This is a genomic window from Allobosea sp. 05T422_2, from assembly GCF_056396265.1.
The window spans coordinates 42,298-62,152 of sequence record NZ_JBFTLD010000003.1; the positions used below are offsets into that span (position 1 = coordinate 42,298).

A 19,855-nucleotide genomic window follows, 5' to 3' on the forward strand; every position below is an offset into this window, starting at 1 on the left:
CGTTGGCTTGCTGGAACATTGCACGGACAGGTTGCGGCCCCCGAATGGCGAAACGAGCGGCATGCCCCGTTGCCGGCGGGGTTCGCCCTGCCTATCGTGCAAGGGTTCAGTTTCCTCCAAGTCGGGTTTCATGCCAGCCAAGGATATCGCGATAGCGGGATGCGGCCCGGCAGGGCTGGCGGCCGCACTGATGCTGCATCGCGACGGACATCGCGTCAGGCTGTTCGAGCGCTTCGAGACGCCTCGTCCGGTCGGATCCGGTCTGATGATCCAGCCGACCGGTCTCGCCGTCCTCCGGGAATTGAAGCTCGCCGAAGCCACCCTCGCGGCGGGGGCCAGGATCGACCGGCTCTTCGGGCGCGCCGAACCGTCGCAGCGCATCGTACTCGACGTGCGCTATGCGGCACTTGGGCAGGATGCCGGCCATGGCATCGGCATTCATCGCGCTGCACTGTTCGACATCCTGCACGACGCCGCACGAGAGGCCGGAATTGCGATCGAGGGAGGCCGCAGCGTGGCCTCGAGCGAAATCGTCGGGGCGAACAGGCGCGCGCTCATCTTTGCCGACGGCACACGGACGGAGCCCTTCGACCTTGTCGTGGATGCCCTTGGCACCATGAGCCCGCTCGCGCGCCATCAGGGCCGGCCGCTGGCCTATGGCGCGCTCTGGGCCAGCCTCGATTGGCCCGACGACGCGGGCTTCGACATGGCGACGCTGGAACAGCGCTATATCCGCGCGAGCACGATGGTCGGGGTCCTACCCATCGGCCGGCTGGCCCAAGCGCCGACCGCAAAGGCAGCCTTCTTCTGGTCGCTGCGCTGCGACCGTCTCTCGGACTGGCAACGCTCCGGACTTGCGGCGTGGAAGGCGGACGTCCTCAAGCTATGGCCGGCAACTGCGCCCCTGCTCGCGCAGATCGAAACGCCGGATCAACTGACTTTCGCACGCTATGCCCATAGGACCACGCCCGTCCCAACGGAGCCTGGCCTGATCCATATCGGCGATTCCTGGCATTCGACGAGCCCGCAGCTCGGTCAGGGAGCCAATATGGCGTTGCTCGACGCCTTCGCGCTCGCAAAGGCGCTGCGCGACGGGAACGAGACGACGACTGCGCCAGGTTTTGCCATCGCCGCGCGTCGCCGACATGTCCGGCTCTATCAGACCATGAGCGCGATGTTCACGCCGGTCTATCAATCCGACAGCCGGATCCTGCCCCTGCTCCGCGATCGGATCGTCGGGCCGCTCGCCCGGATCTGGCCGGCCCCTGCCATCCTGGCGGCGATGGTCAGCGGTTTGATCGGCGCACCCCTGAAACGGCTCGGGCTGCCCGCCCCAGCGGCGATCACGCTGGGCGACGCAATCGAGGCGCAGACCCAAGGCAGGCGCGTGATCGTGTTTGACGGTGAATGCGTGATGTGCTCGCAACAGGCACAATTCGTCATGCGCAATGACYATGAACGCCGCTTCACGCTCACCACCGCGCAAGGGCCCCTTGGCCAGGAACTCTATCACCGCCTCGGCCTTCCCAAGTCGGACTTCGAGACGATGCTGCTGATCGAGGGCGGGCGAATCCTGGGCCGGTCGGACGCTGTCATCGCCATTGCGGCAGGGCTGGGCTGGCCCTGGCGCATCGCACTGGCGGCACGCGTCATTCCACGACCGCTCCGCGACCGGCTCTATCGCCTTGTTGCCCGCAATCGCTATCGCTGGTTCGGCCGACGCGAAACCTGCTGGCGCCCCACCCCGGATATGGCGGACCGCATCCTGTGAAGGTTCTCCTGCTCGGTGGCTATGGCGGCTTCGGTGCCCGCATCGCGCGGCGGCTGGCCGATACGGGGCACGAAGTCCTGGTCGCCGGGCGCAGCCTGGAGAAGGCGGAACGCTTCTGCGCTGGCAGACTGCGCCTCACCCCGCTTCTCCTGGACCGGGACCGCKATATCGCGCTGGCGCTCGCCGAGCACCGCCCTGCTGTCCTGATCGACGCCGCAGGCCCCTTTCAGGGCCTGGATTATGCGGTCGCTCGCGCCTGTATCGCCGCGCGGTGCCACTATCTCGACATCGCCGATGCGCGCGATTTCGTCACCGGCATCGGGTCTCTCGCTGAAGCGGCCCTGGCCGCCGACGTGGTCGTCGTCTCGGGCGCCTCCAGCGTCCCTGCTTTGTCGGGCGCTGTGGTTCGCGCCCTCGCAGACGGTATGGATCAGCTCAGCGCCGTCGAGCTCGCGATCAGCGCTTCAAACCGCGCGACCGCGGGCGCTTCGGTCACGAAGGCAATCTTCTCCTATATCGGCAAGCCGATCCCGCTCTGGCGCGCAGCGCGCCGGGCGAACGGCTTTGGCTGGCAGGACATCAGGCGCGAAGACTTTACGATTGCCGGCGAGCCACCTCTTGCTGGCCGCCTCGTGGCCCTGGCAGATGTGCCCGATCTCACTCTCCTGCCCGATCGCCTTCCGGGAAAGCCCTCCGTCAGTTTTAGAGCCGGCACCGAGCTCCGCTGGCAGAACCGTGCGCTTTGGCTGGCAAGCTGGCCTGTTCGATGGGGTTGGATCGAGAACCTGACCCGCTTTGCGCCCCTGGTCCTTCAAGCGCAGCGGCTGAGCTCTTCATGGGGCAGCGATCGCTCCGGCATGATGGTTCGACTGTTCGGGTACGCTGACGGCCGGGGTGTCGAACGGCGATGGACATTGATCGCGAGCAAGGGCGATGGTCCGGAGATTCCAGGCCTGGCGGCCGCAATCCTCGTCGACAGGCTCGCCAGGCGTGACGTTCCAGCCGGGGCCCGCGATGCCGGCGAGATGCTGTCACTGCCAGAGTTCGAGCCGGCCTTCACGCGACTGGCGATCCGGCACGAGATGGCAGAGCTGCCGCAGCCTCCCCCGCTCTATGCCCGGGTCCTCGGCGATGCCTTCGCGACCCTGCCTGCGGCCCTCCGCGCGATCCACACTGTCCTCCGCGATCGCGGCGCCCATGGACGGGCGATGGTGACGCGCGGGCACAACCCGGTTGCACGCGCTATAGCGGCCCTATTCGGCTTTCCGCCTGAAGGGGAGCATGGGCTGCACGTCGCCTTTGCGGAGAGTGGCGGCGTCGAAACCTGGATTCGCGACTTCTCGGGCCGCCGCTTCAGCAGCCGGCTGTCGCAGCAGGGGCGGCTGCTCATGGAGCGCTTTGGCCCGCTGCGCTTCGGCTTCGATCTGCTCGCTGACGACAAGGGGCTCGCGATGCACCTGAAGCGTTGGTGGCTGGGCCCCGTCCCCATGCCACTTGCCCTGGCGCCTCGATCGCTGGCGCGCGAATGGGAGGAGGATGGCCGCTTCCATTTCGATGTCCCGATCGCATTGCCGCTAATCGGACTGGTTGTGCACTATCGCGGCTGGCTCGAGCCGACGGCTGACAATACCGGCGCCTCGCAGCAGAACGCGCCGGACAGGGCCCGGCGCGTTCTGGCTGGTTGAAGCCGTCAGACTCCCCCTCAGGGCAGCCTGTGCCCCGGTCAGGCGGCTTGCGCCAGTTCCGCTTCCGCCTCGACATGCTTCAGCGGCTTGTTTCCGGTCAGGGCCCGCATCAGCACGTAGAAGACCGGAGTCAGGAAGATGCCGAAGGCGGTGACGCCGATCATGCCGGCGAAGACCGCGATGCCCATCGCCTGACGCATCTCGGCGCCGGCACCGGTCGAGATCACCAGCGGGACCACGCCCATGATGAAGGCGAGCGAGGTCATCAGGATCGGACGCAGGCGCAGACGGCTGGCTTCGATCGCGGCCTCGACCGGCGTCTTGCCCTCGAACTCCAGTTCGCGGGCGAACTCGACGATCAGGATCGCGTTCTTCGCAGATAGCCCGACCAGCACGACGAGACCGATCTGGGTGAAGACGTTGTTGTCGCCGCCGCTCCACCAGATGCCAGCCATGGCGGCAAGCAGGCCCATCGGGATGATCAGGATGATCGCGATCGGCAGCGTCAGGCTCTCATACTGGGCCGCCAGCACCAGGAAGACGAGCAGGATCGCGATCGGGAAGACGATCAGCGAAGAGTTGCCCGCCAGGATCTCCTGATAGGTCAGGTCCGTCCATTCGAAGGCAAAGCCCTTCGGCAGCGTCTCGTTGGCAATGCGCTCCGCCGCCGCCTGAGCCTGCCCCGACGAGAAGCCGGGTGCCGGACCGGCATTGATGTCGGCGGCCAGGAAGCCGTTATAGCGCATCGCCCGTTCCGGCCCGGCATCGGCACGCACGTTCAGCACAGCGCTCAGCGGCACCATCTCGCCTGAGGTCGAACGGACCCGGAGCTTGCCGATATCCTCCTGATAGGCCCGGAAGGGCGCATCAGCCTGGACGCGGACGGTGTAGGTACGCCCGAACTTGTTGAAATCGTTGACATAGGACGAGCCGAGATAGATCTGCAGCGTCTCGAAGACATCGGTCACCGGCACGCCGAGCTGGCGGGCCTTGGTGCGGTCGATATCGGCATAGAGCTGCGGAACATTCACCTGGAAGCTCGAGAACATGCCGGCGAGTTCGGGCGCCGTCGCAGCCTTGGCCATGAAGGCCTTGGTCGCTTCATCGAGCGCCTTGTAGCCAAGGCCGGCGCGGTCCTCGATCTGCAGCTTGAAGCCACCGATCGTACCGAGCCCCTGCACCGGCGGCGGCGGGAACATCGCGATGAATGCCTCCTTGATGCCGGCGAACTCCTTGTTGAGCTGCATGGCGATCGCGGCGCCGTTGAGCGAGGGGTCCTTGCGCTGCTCGAAGGGCTTCAGCGTCACGAAGACGATGCCGGCATTCGACGAGTTGGTGAAGCCGTTGATCGAGAGGCCGGGAAAGGACACCGCACTCTGGACGCCGGGATGCTTCAGGGCGATCTCGCCCATCTTGCGGATGACGTCCTCGGTGCGGTCGAGCGTGGCGGCGTCGGGCAGTTGCGCGAAGCCGACGAGATACTGCTTGTCCTGGCCGGGCACGAAGCCGCCCGGGACAGTGCGGAACAGCACGACCGTCAGGCCGACGAGCACGAGATAGACCGCCATCATCGCCGTCTTGCGGGTCAGGATGCGGCGCACGCCGCCGCCATAGGCCTGAGAGCTGCGATTGAAGAAGCGGTTGAAGCCACGAAAGAACCAGCCGAACAGCTTGTCCATGACGCGGGTCAGCGCATCCTTCGGGGCGTGGTGCGAACGCAGCAACAGGGCTGCCAGCGCCGGCGACAGCGTCAGCGAGTTGATCGCCGAGATCACCGTCGAGATCGCGATGGTCAGCGCGAACTGGCGATAGAACTGGCCGGTCAAGCCGCTGATGAAGGCGAGCGGCACGAAAACCGCGACCAGCACCAGCGCGATCGCGATGATCGGGCCGGAGACCTCGCGCATCGCCTTGTAGGTCGCCTGGCGGGGCTCCAGCCCCTGCTCGATATTGCGCTCGACATTCTCGACCACGACAATGGCGTCGTCGACGACGATGCCGATGGCGAGCACGAGGCCGAACAGGCTGAGCGCGTTGATCGAGAAGCCGAAGAGATACATCACGGCGAAGGTGCCGATGACCGAGACCGGCACGGCGACCAGCGGGATGATCGAGGCCCGCCAAGTCTGCAGGAAGACGATGACGACGAGCACGACCAGCGCGATGGCCTCGAGCAGCGTGGTGATGACGGCCTTGATCGAGGCGCGCACGAACTGGGTCGTGTCGTAGACGATCGCGTAGTCCACGCCTTCCGGCATGTTCTGCTTGATCTCGCGCATCACCGCCTGGACGTTGTCGGCGATGGCGATGGCATTCGAGCCCGGCGCCTGGAAGATCGGCACCGCGACCGCCGACTTGTTGTCGAGCAGCGAGCGCAGGGCATAGTCGGCCGCGCCGAGTTCGATGCGCGCGACATCCTTCAGCCGCGTCACAGCCCCGGTCGGGCTGGTGCGGATGATGATCTCGCCGAACTCCTCCTCATTCTGAAGGCGCCCCTGGGCATTGACCGAGAGCTGGAGATCGAGGCCCGGGGCGTTCGGGGAGGCGCCGATGACGCCGGCAGCAGCCTGGACGTTCTGCGCGCGGATCTCGCGCACGACGTCGCTCGGCGAGAGCCCGTGCTCGGAGACCTTCTGCGGATCGAGCCAGACGCGGAGCGAATAGTCGCCCGAGCCGAAGAGCTGGACCTGGCCGACGCCGTCGATGCGCGCCAGCCTGTCCTTGACGTTCAGGACTGCGTAGTTGCGCAGATAGGTCATGTCGTAGCGATCGTTCGGCGAGGTGATGTGCACCACCATCGTCAAATCCGGCGAGCTCTTGATCGTGGTGACGCCGAGGCGCCGCACCTCTTCCGGCAAGCGGGGCTCCGCCTGCGAGACGCGGYTCTGCACGAGCTGCTGTGCCTTGTCGGGATCGGTGCCGAGCTTGAAGGTGACGTTCAGCGTCATCACGCCGTCGGTCGTCGCCTGGCTGGACATGTAGAGCATGCCCTCGACGCCGTTGATCTGCTCCTCGATCGGCGTGGCCACGGTTTCGGCGATGACGCGAGGATTGGCGCCCGGGTATTGCGCGCGCACCACCACGGTCGGCGGCACGACTTCGGGATATTCCGAGATCGGCAGCACACGCAGCGAGAGCAGGCCGGCGACCAGGATGAGAACCGACAGCACGCCCGCGAAGATCGGGCGATCGATGAAGAACTTGGAGAGATTCATGAGATGCCCCCTTCGGGCGCCTCAGGCCTGACGACGGGCGCCATCACGCGACGTCGTCAGCACCCGAGTTCTGATAGGCGTCCCAGCTCAGCGCTGGGCGATTTCCGTGGGTCCTGCACCGGCCACCCGGCGCAGCTCTGACTTCTCGGCCATCGGCACCTGCTCGGGAGCGACAGCTGCGCCCGGACGAATGCGCTGCAGGCCGTTGACGACGATTTTTTCGCCCGGCTTGAGCCCGGCGGTGACGATGCGCAGCCCCTCATTGGCCGAGCCAAGCGTCACTTCACGCCAGCTCGCCTTGAGGTCCTCGCCGACGACGAAGACGAACTTCTTGTTCTGGTCGGTGCCGATCGCGCGCTCATTGATCACCAGCGCAGGCTCGGTCCGGGCCTGGCCCATGCGCAGGCGCACGAACTGGCCCGGCATCAGCGTGCCATCGGGATTGTCGAAGATCGCCCGCACCCGAACGGTGCCGCTGCCGACATCGACACTGTTGTCGACGAATTGCAGCCTGCCGTTGATCGGAGTGCCGTCCTGCGTCGCCGTGCCCATCTGAACCGGGATGCGCTCCAGCGCACGCGGACCATCCGAGGCCGGCAGCGAGCCGAGAGCCCTCAGCACCGTGTTCTCGTCGGCATTGAAGCTGGCATAGATCGGATCGACCGAGACCAGTGTCGTCATCAGCGAAGCCCCCGCCCCGGCTGCGACGAGATTGCCGACAGTGACCTCGAGCCGCCCGATCCGGCCACTGATCGGCGCCCTGATCTGGGTGTAGTCGAGGTTCAGCCGCGCTGTCTGCAGGGCCGCCTGGGCCGCGCGGTGATTGGCCTGCGCTTCACGAAGAGCATTCAGACGGGCGTCGAGATCGCGCTGCGACACGTTCTGCGTCGTCATCAGCTTCTGACCGCGCTCATGCTCGTTGGCGGCAAGCGCCACCCGGGCTTCGGCAGCCAGGACCTGGGCCTGGGCGCGTTCGAACTCGGCGAGATAGGGCGCCTGGTCGATGCTGATCAGCAGGTCGCCCTGCTTGACGAGGTTGCCCTGCTTGAAGTGCACGGCCTCGACGACGCCGGCGACGCGCGAGCGCACATCGACGCGTTCGATCGCCTCCAGGCGGCCGGAGAACTCGGCCCAGTTGGTCAGCTCACGCTGCTCGACGAGCGCGACCAAAACCGGGGTCGCCTGCGCGGCCGCCGGAGCGGTATCGCTCTGGGCCTTGTCGGAGCCGTTCATCACAAGCAGGACGGCGGCGAGAGAGATGGTGGCGGCCAGGCTTCCGCCCAGCAGGCCATGACGGATCGTTCCCTGAATCATGGGTTCATTCCTTGCGAGAGAAGAGAGGATCGAGTTGGTCGCGTTGGCCCCGATCAGGACGGCGCGGTGGATTTGAAGAACTCGGTTACATGGTCACATGCCAGGCAGAGGCAGGAACCTTCCTTGGGAGCCTCGGCATAKGCACCGGGCCAATTGGTTGGCGCAGTCTGCACGTAGCGACTGACCGCGACACCCGCTTCCTGCAGCCGACAGGCATAGCTCGCGCATTCGTCACGCAGCGGATCATCCTCCGCCGTGATCAGCAGGGCAGGAGCCAGCCCGGCAAGCCGGGAGGCGTTGAGCGGCGCGGCATAGGGATGAGCCGCCTTGTCAGGCGAACCCAGATAGTCGTGCCAGCCATCGGCCCAGCGACATCCCACCGGACCGGCATCGGCCTCGCGCAGCGAATAGGTCCCAAGGCAGGAATCCAGCATCGGCGAGAGCAGGATCTGCCCGGCGAGCGGCGGTCCCTGCCGGTCCCGCGCCATCATGGCGAGAGCCGCGGCCAGGTTGCCGCCGGCTTCTTCGCCAGCGACGTAGAATGGGGCGCTTTTCGCGACCCAGCGGCTGCGCGCCTTGTAGAGCGCCAGCAAGCCRCCAAATACGGCCTCCAGCACATCGGGGAAACGGTGCATTGGCGCGAGCGGATAATCGACCGAAACGACAGCGGCACCGGCGCGAGCCAGGATCGTCGCGACCGCCTCTCCGCTTGCCAGCGAGCCCTCGTTGAAGGTGCCGCCATGCAGGTGCATGACGAGCGCTGTGTTGCGGTTGAGCTCTGCCKGGATGAACACACGCGCTGCCAGCGAGACTGGCTTGGCAGCGATCACCTCGTCCCGCCATGTGACGGAGATGGGGCGATCGAGGGTGGCGGTTTGAGCGGACATGGCGTGTCCCGGCGGCTTCTGTTGCAATGCAACCTGATTTAGACCATCGTGTTTCGGCAATAAATACCCGTAAAGCTCATTCATTATTTCCATATGGAAACAATCGAAGAAGCGACCTGTTAGAAAAAGCCATGGACCAGCTCAGCGCCATGCGCGCCTTTGTCCGCGTCGTCGAAGCCGGCACCTTCACCCGTGCTGCCGATCTGCTCGACATCCCCAAGCCGACGGTGACCAAGCAGATCCAGCAGCTTGAGTCGCATCTCCACGCCAAACTCCTCAACCGCACCACACGGCGCGTGACGGTGACGATGGACGGGGCGGCCTATTACGAGCGCGCGCTCAGGGTCCTGAACGAAATCGACGAGCTCGACGGCAGCATGGCCTCGTCACAGGCCAGGCCGAGCGGGCGCCTGCGCGTCGACGTCAGCGCGCCGCTGGCCATGCGCGTCATCATCCCGAACCTGCCTGAATTCCATGCGCGCTATCCCGACATCCAGCTCGACCTCGGCCTCAGTGACCGACCTGCCGATCTGCTGGCGGAAAATCTCGATTGCGCCGTCCGGGCCGGCGAGCTCACGGACCAGAGCCTGATCGCCCGGCGCATCGGCGAGATGTATCTCGTGACCTGCGCCTCCCCCTCCTATGTCCAGCGCCATGGCGAGCCCCAGCATCCGACCGACCTCGAGGGCGATCATTTCATCGTCGGCTACCGCTATGCCGGGACCAGTCGCACAGCCCCCTTCACCTATGCCGACGGTAAGGAAAGCCACGAGATCAGGGGACGTTTCGTCGTATCGCTGAACGAAGGTGCTGGTTACGTCGCTGCCGCGCTGGCGGGGCTCGGCATCGTTCAGGCACCAACCTTCATGGTGCAGGAGGATATCGCCGCCGGCCGGCTCGTACCGCTGCTGACGAATTGGTGCTCGACCCCCAAGCCGCTGCACATCGTCTACCCACCGAACCGTCATCTCAGCAACAAGGTGCGTGTCTTCGTCGACTGGCTGGCCGAGCTCTTCGCCAAGGACGACCTGATCCAGCGGCGCTCCAGCTTGCCGCATTGCGCCTAGGACCTAAGGCACGCTTTGGAGAGCCGGCCCGGCGCCGGCGGAGAGTCTCATTAAGCCATGGAGACGCACCAGCCCGCAGGGACACAATACGCGTCGATCCCTGCGGCCTGGGCCAGCCATCCAACCTCGTCCTAACTGCTCAGGCAGCTGGGCTCAGGCGGCCTGCGAACTCGCCGTCGGCTTCACATTCTGGTTCATGCGAAACAGGTTCATCGGGTCGTAGCGCCGCTTCAGCTCGGCAAGGCGATGGTAACTGCCTCCGTAAGCCGCCTGGACGCGGTCCATCTCGTCTGCCGGCATGAAGTTGATATAGGCCGTTCCAGCTGAATACGGCCTTGCGGCATCAAAGAGCGCGCGCGCCCAGGCGATGCAGGCCTGATCCATGCCCTGTTCGCGCCAGCGCGCATGAACATTCATGACGAAATGGGAGCTGCGCTGCGGAAAGGCGGTCGCATCCGCCGCAACGCGGCCGGCCGCCCCACCGACATGGCCGATGAAGATCTCGCATTCCGGCCCCGGGAGGCGACGCACCGCGCCAATCAGGATCCTGATCGCCGCGTCCGAGAGCTCGGTGAAGTCGTGGCTCTTCCAGTAGTTGCGGGCACCGGCTGTGAGCAGAGGATCGAAAGCCTGTTGCCACGTCGCGAAAGGCGCCGGCCCCACCACGTCGACGATCGGTTTTCCGATGGAACGCAGCCTGGCGGTTGCCTTTTCGCCTTCGGCGATGTCGCCGCAATAGCACATCGCGAGCACCAGCACTTCCTTGCCATGCCACTCGGCCGGCAGGAACGGCAGGGGCGGCGCCTGCCGCATCACGACCCAACAGGTCAACTCGTCGGGCGCCACTTCGAGCGCCTGACGATATTCCTTCAGGACGGCCTCGGCATCATCGAAGGGATGCACGACAAGGCCAGCCAAAACCTGGGGGCCAAGCTTGTGAAGCCGAAATTCGAACGCGGTGGCCACCCCGAAATTTCCGCCGCCGCCGCGCAGGGCCCAGAACAGGTCCGGATTTTCCGACTGGCTAGCGCGCCTGAGCTCGCCGTCAGCCGTCACCACCTCGACCGACAGCAGGTTGTCCAGGGTAAGCCCGAACTTCCGCGTGATCCAGCCGAAGCCGCCGCCCAGCGTCAGGCCGGCAATGCCCGTGGTCGAATTGATGCCCGTCGGCACCGCCAATCCGAATTCCTGGGTTTCCCTGTCGACATCGGCCAGGGTAGCGCCCGGCTCGACCCAGGCGCGCTGCGATGCTTCGTCGACTCGGACCGATTTCATCGGTGACAGGTCGATCATCAGGCCGCCATCGCAGACGGCATTTCCGGCAATGCCGTGTCCGCCGCCACGCACAGAGAGCAATRGTCCGTTGTCACGCGCAAATCGCACAGCGCTGACGACATCGGCAGCCACCRCACAGCGTATGATCAGGCCAGGTCTGCGATCGACCATCCCATTCCAGATCGCGCGTGCATCGTCATATGCGGCATCAGTCTCGTCGAGCACGCTTCCGTGAAGCTGCGCGGCGAGCGCCTCGATGGCTGAGGCGCTGATGGATTTCGTTCCGGCCGCCAGTGTCGTGAGGCTCTGGGCTTGCATGATCGTTCCTCCCGAATGGGTCATGAACTCTCAGCCCCCCGCCACAAGAATTCTGCGCCTGCGCCGGGCCGCACTCAATGACGCAGATCACAGAAGCTCGGATTTCCACGCTTCAGCGGATGGAGCTTTGGAGCGGGCAGTCATGCGACGATGGTGTCTAGCGATGACCACAGGCAATGGCGCGGGATCCGACGGTTGGAGGTCGGATGGATGCAAGCCTGATCGGCAGCACATCACCTCAGGCGGAACGAGCTTCCTCCCGCGCATCGAGTTCCGCTGCCACGGCAGCGATGCCGCCGAAAGCGAAGCGCTGGAAATGGGCGACCATCTCGTCGACAGCGCCCCGGTCCGACGCCAGGTCGGGAAAGACCTGCGCGAGGACCTGGCGGTTGCCGACGAGCATCACCACGAAGGGGGCGATGACAGTGAGACAGCACCGGGCAACGACGGGGTGATCATGCGGCACTCCCAGGATTTCGCCGACGATCCCGGTGACGATGCGCTTCTTCGGGAGAATCTCGCGATCCCGCAGCACTGCGAAAGCGKGTGTTGGAGCCAGCACCTCACGGCTCAGGACCCGCAAGGACCAGCTCGAGGAGGCGGGCCCCATGATCGTGCGGACCACGAGACCAATGAGGGTGCGAAGCTTGTCCTCCGGAGTCCCTGGGGCTTCTGCCAGCTTGAGCAGCCGATCATAGGTCAGCAGGCGGCGATGCGCCTCGACCAACACCTCGGCATAGAGCCCGTCGATKCCGCCATAATAGTAATTCACGGCAGCAGAATTGCTGCCCGCCCGCTCGGCGATCTCCTTGCCGGTGGCGCGATCAAAGCCCTTTTCCGCAAAGACCTCTCCGGCCGCATCGAGAATCTGCGCCTTGGTGGCCGCACCGTCCTCGCGGCGACCGGGTCGTTTTTGAGGAATCGCTCGTTTCATGACCCGAGCTTAACGCCGATCAAGAATATTTGAAAGATAGAATTTAAATTCAGATTTGACATATTGCACCACGCGCCTATCCTTGAAGGCATGAGCAAGGCACCGCGCATACTGGCTGTCATCGCCCTCTTGGGGGCCGCAGGCGCCTGGTGGTTTAGCCACCGCCCCGCCGCGACATCCGAGTTGGTCCTCTACGGCAATGTCGATCTCAGGCAGGCCTCGCTGGCCTTCAACGGCAGCGAACGCATCGCCGCGATCCTTGTCGAGGAGGGCAATGTCGTTCGCAGCGGCCAGGTCCTTGCGAAGCTGGATACGAGCCGCCTGCAACCGCAGATCGACCAGATGGAAGCGATTGTCGGGGCCCAGAAGGCCGCACTCGATCGATTGCGCAACGGCTCTCGCCCCGAGGAGATCGCCCAGGCCCGCGCCAACCTGGAATCGGCCAGGGCGGATTCGGTCAACGCMGCCGCGCAATATGAGCGGCGGCGCGCCCTGTCCGCGAATGCCGTCAGCCAGCAGGACCTCGATGCCGCCAAGGCTCTTGCCGAGACCTCCAAGGCAAAGCTCGATGTCGCAAAGAGCGCCCTCGACCTTTCTCTCGCCGGCCCGCGCTCGGAGGACATCGCGCAGGCAGAGGCACAGCTCCGCGGCAACCAGGCGCAGCTTGCGCTCGCCCGGCGCCAATTGGTCGATGCGCAGCTGCTTGCTCCCTTCGACGGCGTGGTTCGCTCGCGGCTGATGGAACCCGGCGAGATGGCCTCRCCCAGCCGCCCGGTGCTTTCACTGGCCATGACCGGCACGAAATGGGTGCGGACCTATGTGGCTGAGCCGAAGCTCGGACAGGTCCGCTCTGGCATGCGGATGCAGGTCACCACGGACAGCTTTCCGAACCAGCCGCTCGAAGGCTGGATCGGCTTCATCTCACCCGTCGCCGAGTTCACCCCGAAAACGGTGCAGACCGAGGATCTGCGCACGAGCCTCGTCTACGAGATGCGTGTCTTCGTCGAGGACCCGCAGGACAGGCTGCGCCTCGGCATGCCAGCCACCATCAAGATGTTGCCGGGAGCCGAGGCTGCGGTCGCAAACAGCGCTGCTGTACCCGAGACCGGGAAGACCAAGCCATGACCCCCGCCGCGCCCGTCTCACCCGTCACGGCGCGGACCCTCCACAAGACGTTCCGCCGGGCCACCGGCGAAACCGTCAAGGCACTCGACGATGTCTCCTTCGAAGCCAGGGAAGGCACGCTGACCGCCCTCGTCGGCCCCGACGGTGCCGGCAAGACCACATTGCTACGGCTGATCGCCGGGTTGATGAAACCCGATGAGGGTATGCTCGACGTTCTCGGCATTGTCGTCGCTGACGATCCCCAGGCCGTACAGGACCGCATCGGCTACATGCCGCAGAAATTCGGGCTCTATGAGGATCTGAGCGTCCAGGAGAACCTCGATCTCTATGCCGATCTGCACGGCGTCGGTGCCGACCAACGCGAGCACATCTACCCTCGCCTCTTCGAGATGACCCAGCTCGGGCGTTTTCGCGAGCGGCTGGCCGGGAAGCTGTCCGGCGGCATGAAGCAGAAACTGGGGCTCGCCTGCACCCTCGTCCGTGCTCCCGAACTACTGCTGCTGGACGAGCCGACCGTCGGCGTCGACCCACTGTCGCGGCGCGAGCTCTGGGCGATCGTGCTCAAGCTGGTGCGCGAGGATGGGCTCACCGTCATCGTCAGCACCTCCTATCTCGACGAGGCCGAGCTCTGCGACCATGCAGTCGTCATGCATGCCGGAAAGGTGCTGTCGCAGGGCACGCCGAGCGAGATCACGGCGAAAGCTGAAGGCCGCACCTTCATCATCGAGACGCCCAAGGGAATGCCGGCACGTTCGCTGCAGGCACGCTTGTTTCAGCAGGACGGCGTCATCGATGCCGTGCCCGAAGCCGGGCAAGTCCGCGTCGTGCTCGCAGCTCCGAGCGAAACGGGCGCCCTGCCCCTCGGCGACGGCACGCTTCGGCATCGCCGCGTGCCGCCACGTTTCGAGGACGGGTTCATGGTGCTGTTTGCTGCCGTCGCCGAGCGCACACGCAGCAGTGCCATGACGCTCGACCAGCCCACCTCCCCGGGTTCCGGCGCCATGGCGGTCGAGGTGCGTGACCTCGTCCGCACCTTCGGCGATTTCACCGCTGTCGATCATGTCAGCTTCGAGGTTCGGAGCGGCGAGATCTACGGGCTTCTCGGCCCCAACGGCGCCGGCAAGAGCACCACGTTCCGGATGCTCTGCGGGCTGCTGCCAGCCTCGCACGGCACGCTGCGTGTCGCTGGCGCGGATTTGCGGACATCTCGTGCCGAGGCGCGGCGCAGGCTCGGCTACGTCGCCCAGAAATTCTCGCTCTACGGCCAGTTGAGCGTCGACGAGAATCTCGATTTCTTCGCCAGTGCCTATGGGCTGCGTGGGAGGCGCAAGGCGGACCGGATCACCTGGGCGAAGCAGCAATTCGAGCTCGATGCCTTCTCCCGGCTGCCGAGCGGGCAATTGCCGGGCGGCTTCAAGCAGCGCCTCGCGATGGGCACCGCCCTGCTGCACGAGCCGGACATCCTCTTCCTCGATGAGGCGACGAGCGGCGCCGATCCGATCGCGCGGCGCGAATTCTGGGGCCGGATCACGGCGCTCTCCGAGCAGGGCGTCACCGTGATCGTGACCACGCATTTCATGGAGGAAGCAGAATATTGCGACCGGATCATCATCCTCGATGCCGGACGCAGCCTGGCAGAAGGCACGCCGGCCGAGATCAGGGCCCATGCCACGGCCCAGGACGGACGCCAACCGACGATGGAAGATGCCTTCATCGCCATCGTCGAGACGTCGCGTGACGGGCGTGCCGAGCAGAGGCCCGCAGCATGACCGCCGTGACCTCACAGACCGGCGGAATGGCAAGGCTGCGCCGCATCGCGGCGCTGATCCGGAAGGAGGGCTGGCAGGTCGTGCGCGACCCGAGCAGCATCGCGATCGGCGTGATCATGCCGATGCTGCTGCTCGTGCTCTTCGGCTACGGGCTTTCCTTCGACGTCAAGAACGTCCCGGTCGCGATCGTCATGGAGGACATCTCGGCMGAGGCGCGCGGCGCGGCGTCGAGTTTCGAACTCTCCGACTATTTCAACGCGGTGCAGGTCAAGACCATGGCCGAGGCCGAGCGGATGATGCTCGACAAGCGCGTCCACGCCATTGTCCGCATACCGCCCGATTTCGCGCGCCGGATGGAGCAGGGCACGGCCGAGATCCAGGTGCTGGTCCATGGCACCGACGCCAATACCGCCCGCATCTCGCTCGGCTATGCTCAGGGTGCCGTTGCAACCTGGATGGCGCGCGAGGCCGCGATGGGCCGCATCATCGCCGGTCCGCCAGTCTCGATCGAGAGCCGGCTCTGGTTCAACGATGCCAATAACAGCAGCTACTTCCTGGTTCCCGGCCTGATCGTGCTGGTGATGACGCTGATCGGTGCGCTGCTGACCGCGCTTGTCGTTGCGCGGGAATGGGAGCGCGGAACCTTCGAGGCGCTGTTCGTCACGCCCGTGCGTCCCGGCGAGATCCTGCTTGGCAAGACCGTGCCCTATTTCATCCTCGGCATGATCGGGCTCGCCCTCTCGATCCTTGGTGCCAAGCTGCTCTTCGGCGTGCCGATCAGAGGCTCGCTCGGGCTGCTCGTTGCCGTGTCGATGCTCTATCTGATTGTCGCGCTCGGCATCGGCCTGTTGATCTCCTCACTGACCAAGAGCCAGTTCGTCGCGAGCCAGATCACGATCATCGCCACCTTTCTCCCGGCGATGATGCTGTCCGGCTTCATGTTCGACATCCGCAGCATGCCGGTCGCGATCCAGGTGATCACGCATATCTTCCCGGCGCGCTATTTCGTCAGCGTTCTGCAGACCCTGTTCCTCGCCGGGGACATCTGGCCGGTAATCCTGCCGAATGCTGCGGTGCTGGCCGTCATGGCCGCAGTGCTGATCGCGCTTGCGATACGCGCGACGCGCAAGACCATCGTGTGAGGTGGGCCATGCTCGACACGCTGCTGCGCATCCTCGCCCTAATCCGCAAGGAACTGCTCGCGATCCTGAAGGATCCGAAGAGCCGCATCTCCCTGATCGCCCCACCGGTCCTGCAGTGCCTGATCTTCGGCTATGCCGCGACCTATGACCTCAACAACGTGTCCTATGCACTGCTCGACCACGATCGAAGCGCCGTCTCGCGCGCACTGATCGCGCGCCTGGACGGTTCCGGCACCTTCACGCGGGTCGCCACGCTCGACGTCGAGCGCCAGATCGCCGACATCATCAACGACCAGCGCGCCTTGCTGGTGATCACCATTCCCTACGATTTCGAGCGCGGTCTGCAGGCGGGGACCGCGCCCGCCGTGCAAGTCATCGCCGACGGGCGCAACTCAAACACCGCGGGTACCGCCCAAACCTATGTCAGCCAGATCGTCACCGGCTTTGGAGCCGACTGGCAGAGTTCGCACGGCCAGCCCGGCCCACCCGTTCGCATGACCACACGGGCCTGGTACAACCCCACCCTCGAAACGCGCTGGTACATGGTTCCGGCCCTGATCGGCACCATCACCATGATGATGACGATGATGCTGACTGCGATGTCGGTGGCGCGAGAGCGCGAGGAAGGCACATTCGATCAGTTGCTGGTGACGCCGTTCCGGCCCTCGGAGATCATGGTCGGCAAGGCAGTCCCCGCCATGCTGATCGGGCTCGCCCAGTCGACGCTGATTCTGCTGGTGGCGCAACTCTGGTTCCAGATCCCGTTCTCCGGCAGTTTTGCGATGCTCTATCTCGGCCTCTTCCTGTTCCTCTCGGCATCGGTCGGGATCGGCCTCTTCATCTCGTCCATCGCGGGCAATATGCAGCAGGCAATGATCGGCTCATTCGTGCTGCTGATGCCGTTCATGCTGCTCTCGGGCCTGACGGCGCCGATCGGCAACATGCCCGAGATCCTGCAGTACTTCACCCTGATCAACCCGCTGCGCTACGCCATCAGCATCACGCATCAAATCTATCTGGAGGGTGCCGGAATCAGGCAGCTCTTGCCGGAGATGCTGGCGCTCGTCGCCATTGCCGCCGTGACCCTGCCCTTCGCCGCCTGGATGTTCAGGAACAGGCTCACCTGAGCCGATGGCGCCAACCATCGGCCCGAAGAGCGGATTGCGATCGTCGGGGAAGCCGACGCGATCACAGAAGGCCAAGCCCTCCGGCAGGATACGATATCCGCTCTGCGGAACTAGCCGCCGGTGCGCAGCACGGAGAATTCCGCCCGCCGCCCCGGCGCGATCCGGCCATGGCTGGTGGATAGCCCGAGATAGGCCGCAGGCGTTGCGCTCGCCATCGCCAAGGCCTGCTCAAGCGTCGCGCCGCCGTGCCGATAGGCATTGAGAATCGCGGCATTCATGTCGAGATGAGCGCCTGCGAGGCGGCCCTCGGCATTGACGAGCCGGCCGCCGCTGACATGAATCGTCTCGCCGAAGAGTTCGAAGGCATCCCCGTCGGCGCCGATCGTCGCCATCGCGTCGGTGACAAGCATCATCCTGTCCGGCCCGATCGCGCGAAACGCAGCCTGAAAGGACGGCCAGGCGACATGGTGCCCGTCCGCGATGATGCCCGCGGTCAACCCCATGCCCGACATCACGGAACCGACCACGCCCGGCTCGCGCGAGCCGAGCTGCGACATGGCGTTGAACAAATGGGTGGCACCGCTCAGGCCCTCGGCATGGGCCGCCGCCATCTCAGCCGCGCTCGCGTTGGAATGGCCCGCGCAGACCTTGACGCCACGCGCGACCAGCGCGCGGATGAAGCCGGAAGGCACGCATTCGGGCGCGAGCGTCACCAGTGTCACGCCAGCGGCGCCGAGCGACGTCAACAGATCGACATCCTCCGGCTCGGGCCGCAGGAGATTGGCGACCAGATGCGCGCCACGACGTTCGGGATTGATGAAGGGGCCCTCGATGTGAATGCCGAGAACGCCCGGCACAGCGCGCGCAATCGCTTCGCGTGCGGCTGCGATGGCCTTCGCGATATCTGCCCTGCTGGCGCTGATGAGGGTCGGCAGCAGGAACCGCGTGCCGAAGCGGGCATGGGCAGCGCTGATCGCAGCTATGCCGTCGCAGCTCAGTGTATCGTTCAGCATGACGCCGCCACCGCCATTGACCTGAACATCGATGAAGCCCGGCGCGAGCACGCCGTCATCCGGCAGTTCCTCGATCACGCAGTGCGGCTGCGCGCTTGACGGCAGCATCTCGGTGACGATCCCATYCTCGGCGATGACGAGGCGATCCGGCCAGATCCGCTCGCCATCGAACAGGCGCCGCGCACGCCAGCCCTGCCGCCGCGCTGCCATCACAGCGTCTCCGTGACCTTGACCAACCCCGGTGGACGGTCGACATCGCGGCCAAGCCGCACCGCCTCGGCTTCCAGCGCGCGATAGACGGGCACCAGCAGCGCGATCGCGTCGAGCGCCGGGTCGCCCGCTGCCAGTCCCGGGAGTGTCGGCCGCAGTCCGCTTCCCGAGAAGATCGACGCCCCCTCGTGACGAAGCGTCGCCAGGGCCTCCTCGATGCTCTCCGAAACCTCACCACCGGCATTGAGGCCGAGGATCGGATGCTCGCTCCGGATCGCGGCCTTGGGTCCGTGCAGGACTTCCGCCGAGCTGAACGCCAGCACGGGCACGCCCAGGACCTCGGCCGCCTTGAGCGCGGCCTCGCGCGCTGGTCCCAGCGTCAGACCGCGCCCGATGACGAAACCCGCCGGTGCATCGGACAGCCGGCGCGCCCAGGCCGACCAGTCGAGGGTGAGCGCCTGGGCAAGACGTTCGGGAGCCGATTGCGCAGATGTCGCGAGCGCAGCGTCCCTGCTCAGACGCGCGACCAGCAGCATGCCGGCCAGCATCGTGTTCACAACGGTCTTTGTTGCGGCCACGGCGAGCTCGGGACCTGCCGCGATCGGGATGACATGGCGGCAGGCCCGAGCGGCAGGGGAATCGGGATCATTGACGATGGCGACCGTTTGCGCCCCGGCCTCTGTCGCCTGCTCGGCCGCCGCCACCAGATCGGGGCTGCGGCCAGACTGCGAGATCAGGATATAGAGCGCCTCCCTGAGACGCGGGCTTGCGCCATAGCGCGTCACCACCGAAGGGGCCGCCGCCGCAGAGCTCAAGCCCAGGCGGGTCTCGATGAGATAGCGCAGATGCGTGCCTGCATGGCCGGAACTGCCCCGGCCGCTGACGACGACATGGCTGACGCGCGACATCTGCAGCGCATCGGCGACGCGCGCAATCTCGCCTTGCCCCTCCTGCAGAAGCCGCGTCGCGGCCTCGGGGATTTCAGCGATCTCGGCTGACATGC

Annotated in this window: 14 protein-coding genes; 7 read left to right on the top strand and 7 right to left on the bottom strand. The window is 65.6% G+C overall.

Annotated features, from left to right (window positions below):
* Positions 1–130 precede the first annotated feature (130 nt).
* Positions 131–1,771, top strand: coding sequence for a DCC1-like thiol-disulfide oxidoreductase family protein (locus AC1DJT_RS01190; RefSeq protein ID WP_476833369.1), 1,641 nt, complete (start codon positions 131–133; stop codon positions 1,769–1,771).
* Positions 1,768–3,456, top strand: coding sequence for an SDR family oxidoreductase (locus AC1DJT_RS01195; RefSeq protein WP_476833370.1), 1,689 nt, complete (start codon positions 1,768–1,770; stop codon positions 3,454–3,456). Before AC1DJT_RS01190 ends, AC1DJT_RS01195 begins: the two co-directional genes overlap by 4 nt.
* Positions 3,457–3,494: 38 nt before the next feature.
* Here the strand turns inward: AC1DJT_RS01195 and AC1DJT_RS01200 are convergent, their stop codons facing one another.
* The 3 genes from AC1DJT_RS01200 to AC1DJT_RS01210 all read right to left on the bottom strand — a co-directional run bounded on the left by AC1DJT_RS01200 (position 3,495) and on the right by AC1DJT_RS01210 (position 8,872).
* The gene (locus AC1DJT_RS01200; RefSeq protein ID WP_476833371.1) at positions 3,495–6,671 is read right to left on the bottom strand and encodes an efflux RND transporter permease subunit; all 3,177 of its coding nucleotides are present in this window, start codon (positions 6,669–6,671) and stop codon (positions 3,495–3,497) included.
* An 87-nt stretch (positions 6,672–6,758) separates the two neighbouring features.
* Positions 6,759–7,985: an efflux RND transporter periplasmic adaptor subunit gene (locus AC1DJT_RS01205; RefSeq protein WP_476767789.1), complete on the bottom strand. Its 1,227-nt coding sequence runs from the start codon at positions 7,983–7,985 to the stop codon at positions 6,759–6,761.
* A 53-nt stretch (positions 7,986–8,038) separates the two neighbouring features.
* Positions 8,039–8,872: an alpha/beta hydrolase fold domain-containing protein gene (locus tag AC1DJT_RS01210; RefSeq protein ID WP_476833372.1), complete on the bottom strand. Its 834-nt coding sequence runs from the start codon at positions 8,870–8,872 to the stop codon at positions 8,039–8,041.
* Positions 8,873–9,003: 131 nt separating this feature from the next.
* Here AC1DJT_RS01210 and AC1DJT_RS01215 point away from each other — a divergent pair, with 131 nt between their 5' ends.
* Positions 9,004–9,939: a LysR family transcriptional regulator gene (locus AC1DJT_RS01215; RefSeq protein ID WP_441490176.1), complete on the top strand. Its 936-nt coding sequence runs from the start codon at positions 9,004–9,006 to the stop codon at positions 9,937–9,939.
* Positions 9,940–10,092: 153 nt separating this feature from the next.
* On the opposite strand, the gene AC1DJT_RS01220 is transcribed toward AC1DJT_RS01215, so the two are convergent.
* The gene (locus tag AC1DJT_RS01220) at positions 10,093–11,532 is read right to left on the bottom strand and encodes an FAD-binding oxidoreductase (protein WP_476833373.1); all 1,440 of its coding nucleotides are present in this window, start codon (positions 11,530–11,532) and stop codon (positions 10,093–10,095) included.
* Between the two features lie 238 nt (positions 11,533–11,770).
* Positions 11,771–12,466: a CerR family C-terminal domain-containing protein gene (locus tag AC1DJT_RS01225; protein ID WP_476833374.1), complete on the bottom strand. Its 696-nt coding sequence runs from the start codon at positions 12,464–12,466 to the stop codon at positions 11,771–11,773.
* A 90-nt stretch (positions 12,467–12,556) separates the two neighbouring features.
* Here AC1DJT_RS01225 and AC1DJT_RS01230 point away from each other — a divergent pair, with 90 nt between their 5' ends.
* The 4 genes from AC1DJT_RS01230 to AC1DJT_RS01245 are packed head-to-tail and all read left to right on the top strand — an operon-like array spanning position 12,557 to position 17,629.
* Complete coding sequence (locus tag AC1DJT_RS01230) at positions 12,557–13,591, top strand: HlyD family secretion protein (protein WP_441490179.1); 1,035 nt, start codon at positions 12,557–12,559, stop codon at positions 13,589–13,591.
* Positions 13,588–15,360, top strand: a complete 1,773-nt coding sequence (locus AC1DJT_RS01235; protein WP_441507252.1) for an ATP-binding cassette domain-containing protein — start codon at positions 13,588–13,590, stop codon at positions 15,358–15,360. Before AC1DJT_RS01230 ends, AC1DJT_RS01235 begins: the two co-directional genes overlap by 4 nt.
* On the top strand, positions 15,357–16,502 hold the full coding sequence (locus AC1DJT_RS01240) for an ABC transporter permease (protein WP_441490181.1): 1,146 nt from the start codon (positions 15,357–15,359) through the stop codon (positions 16,500–16,502). Before AC1DJT_RS01235 ends, AC1DJT_RS01240 begins: the two co-directional genes overlap by 4 nt.
* A gap of 8 nt (positions 16,503–16,510) precedes the next feature.
* Positions 16,511–17,629 carry an ABC transporter permease gene (locus tag AC1DJT_RS01245; protein WP_476833375.1) on the top strand — a complete coding sequence of 373 codons (1,119 nt, stop codon included), beginning with the start codon at positions 16,511–16,513 and terminating at the stop codon, positions 17,627–17,629.
* A gap of 110 nt (positions 17,630–17,739) precedes the next feature.
* Here the strand turns inward: AC1DJT_RS01245 and nagA are convergent, their stop codons facing one another.
* Both nagA and AC1DJT_RS01255 read right to left on the bottom strand, forming a co-directional pair.
* Positions 17,740–18,852: an N-acetylglucosamine-6-phosphate deacetylase gene (gene nagA, locus AC1DJT_RS01250; RefSeq protein WP_476833376.1), complete on the bottom strand. Its 1,113-nt coding sequence runs from the start codon at positions 18,850–18,852 to the stop codon at positions 17,740–17,742.
* A complete protein-coding gene (locus AC1DJT_RS01255; protein ID WP_441507255.1) occupies positions 18,852–19,853 on the bottom strand; it encodes an SIS domain-containing protein in 1,002 nt (333 codons plus the stop codon). The genes nagA and AC1DJT_RS01255 overlap by 1 nt, the downstream gene beginning before the upstream one ends.
* Between the last annotated feature and the right edge of the window lie 2 nt (positions 19,854–19,855).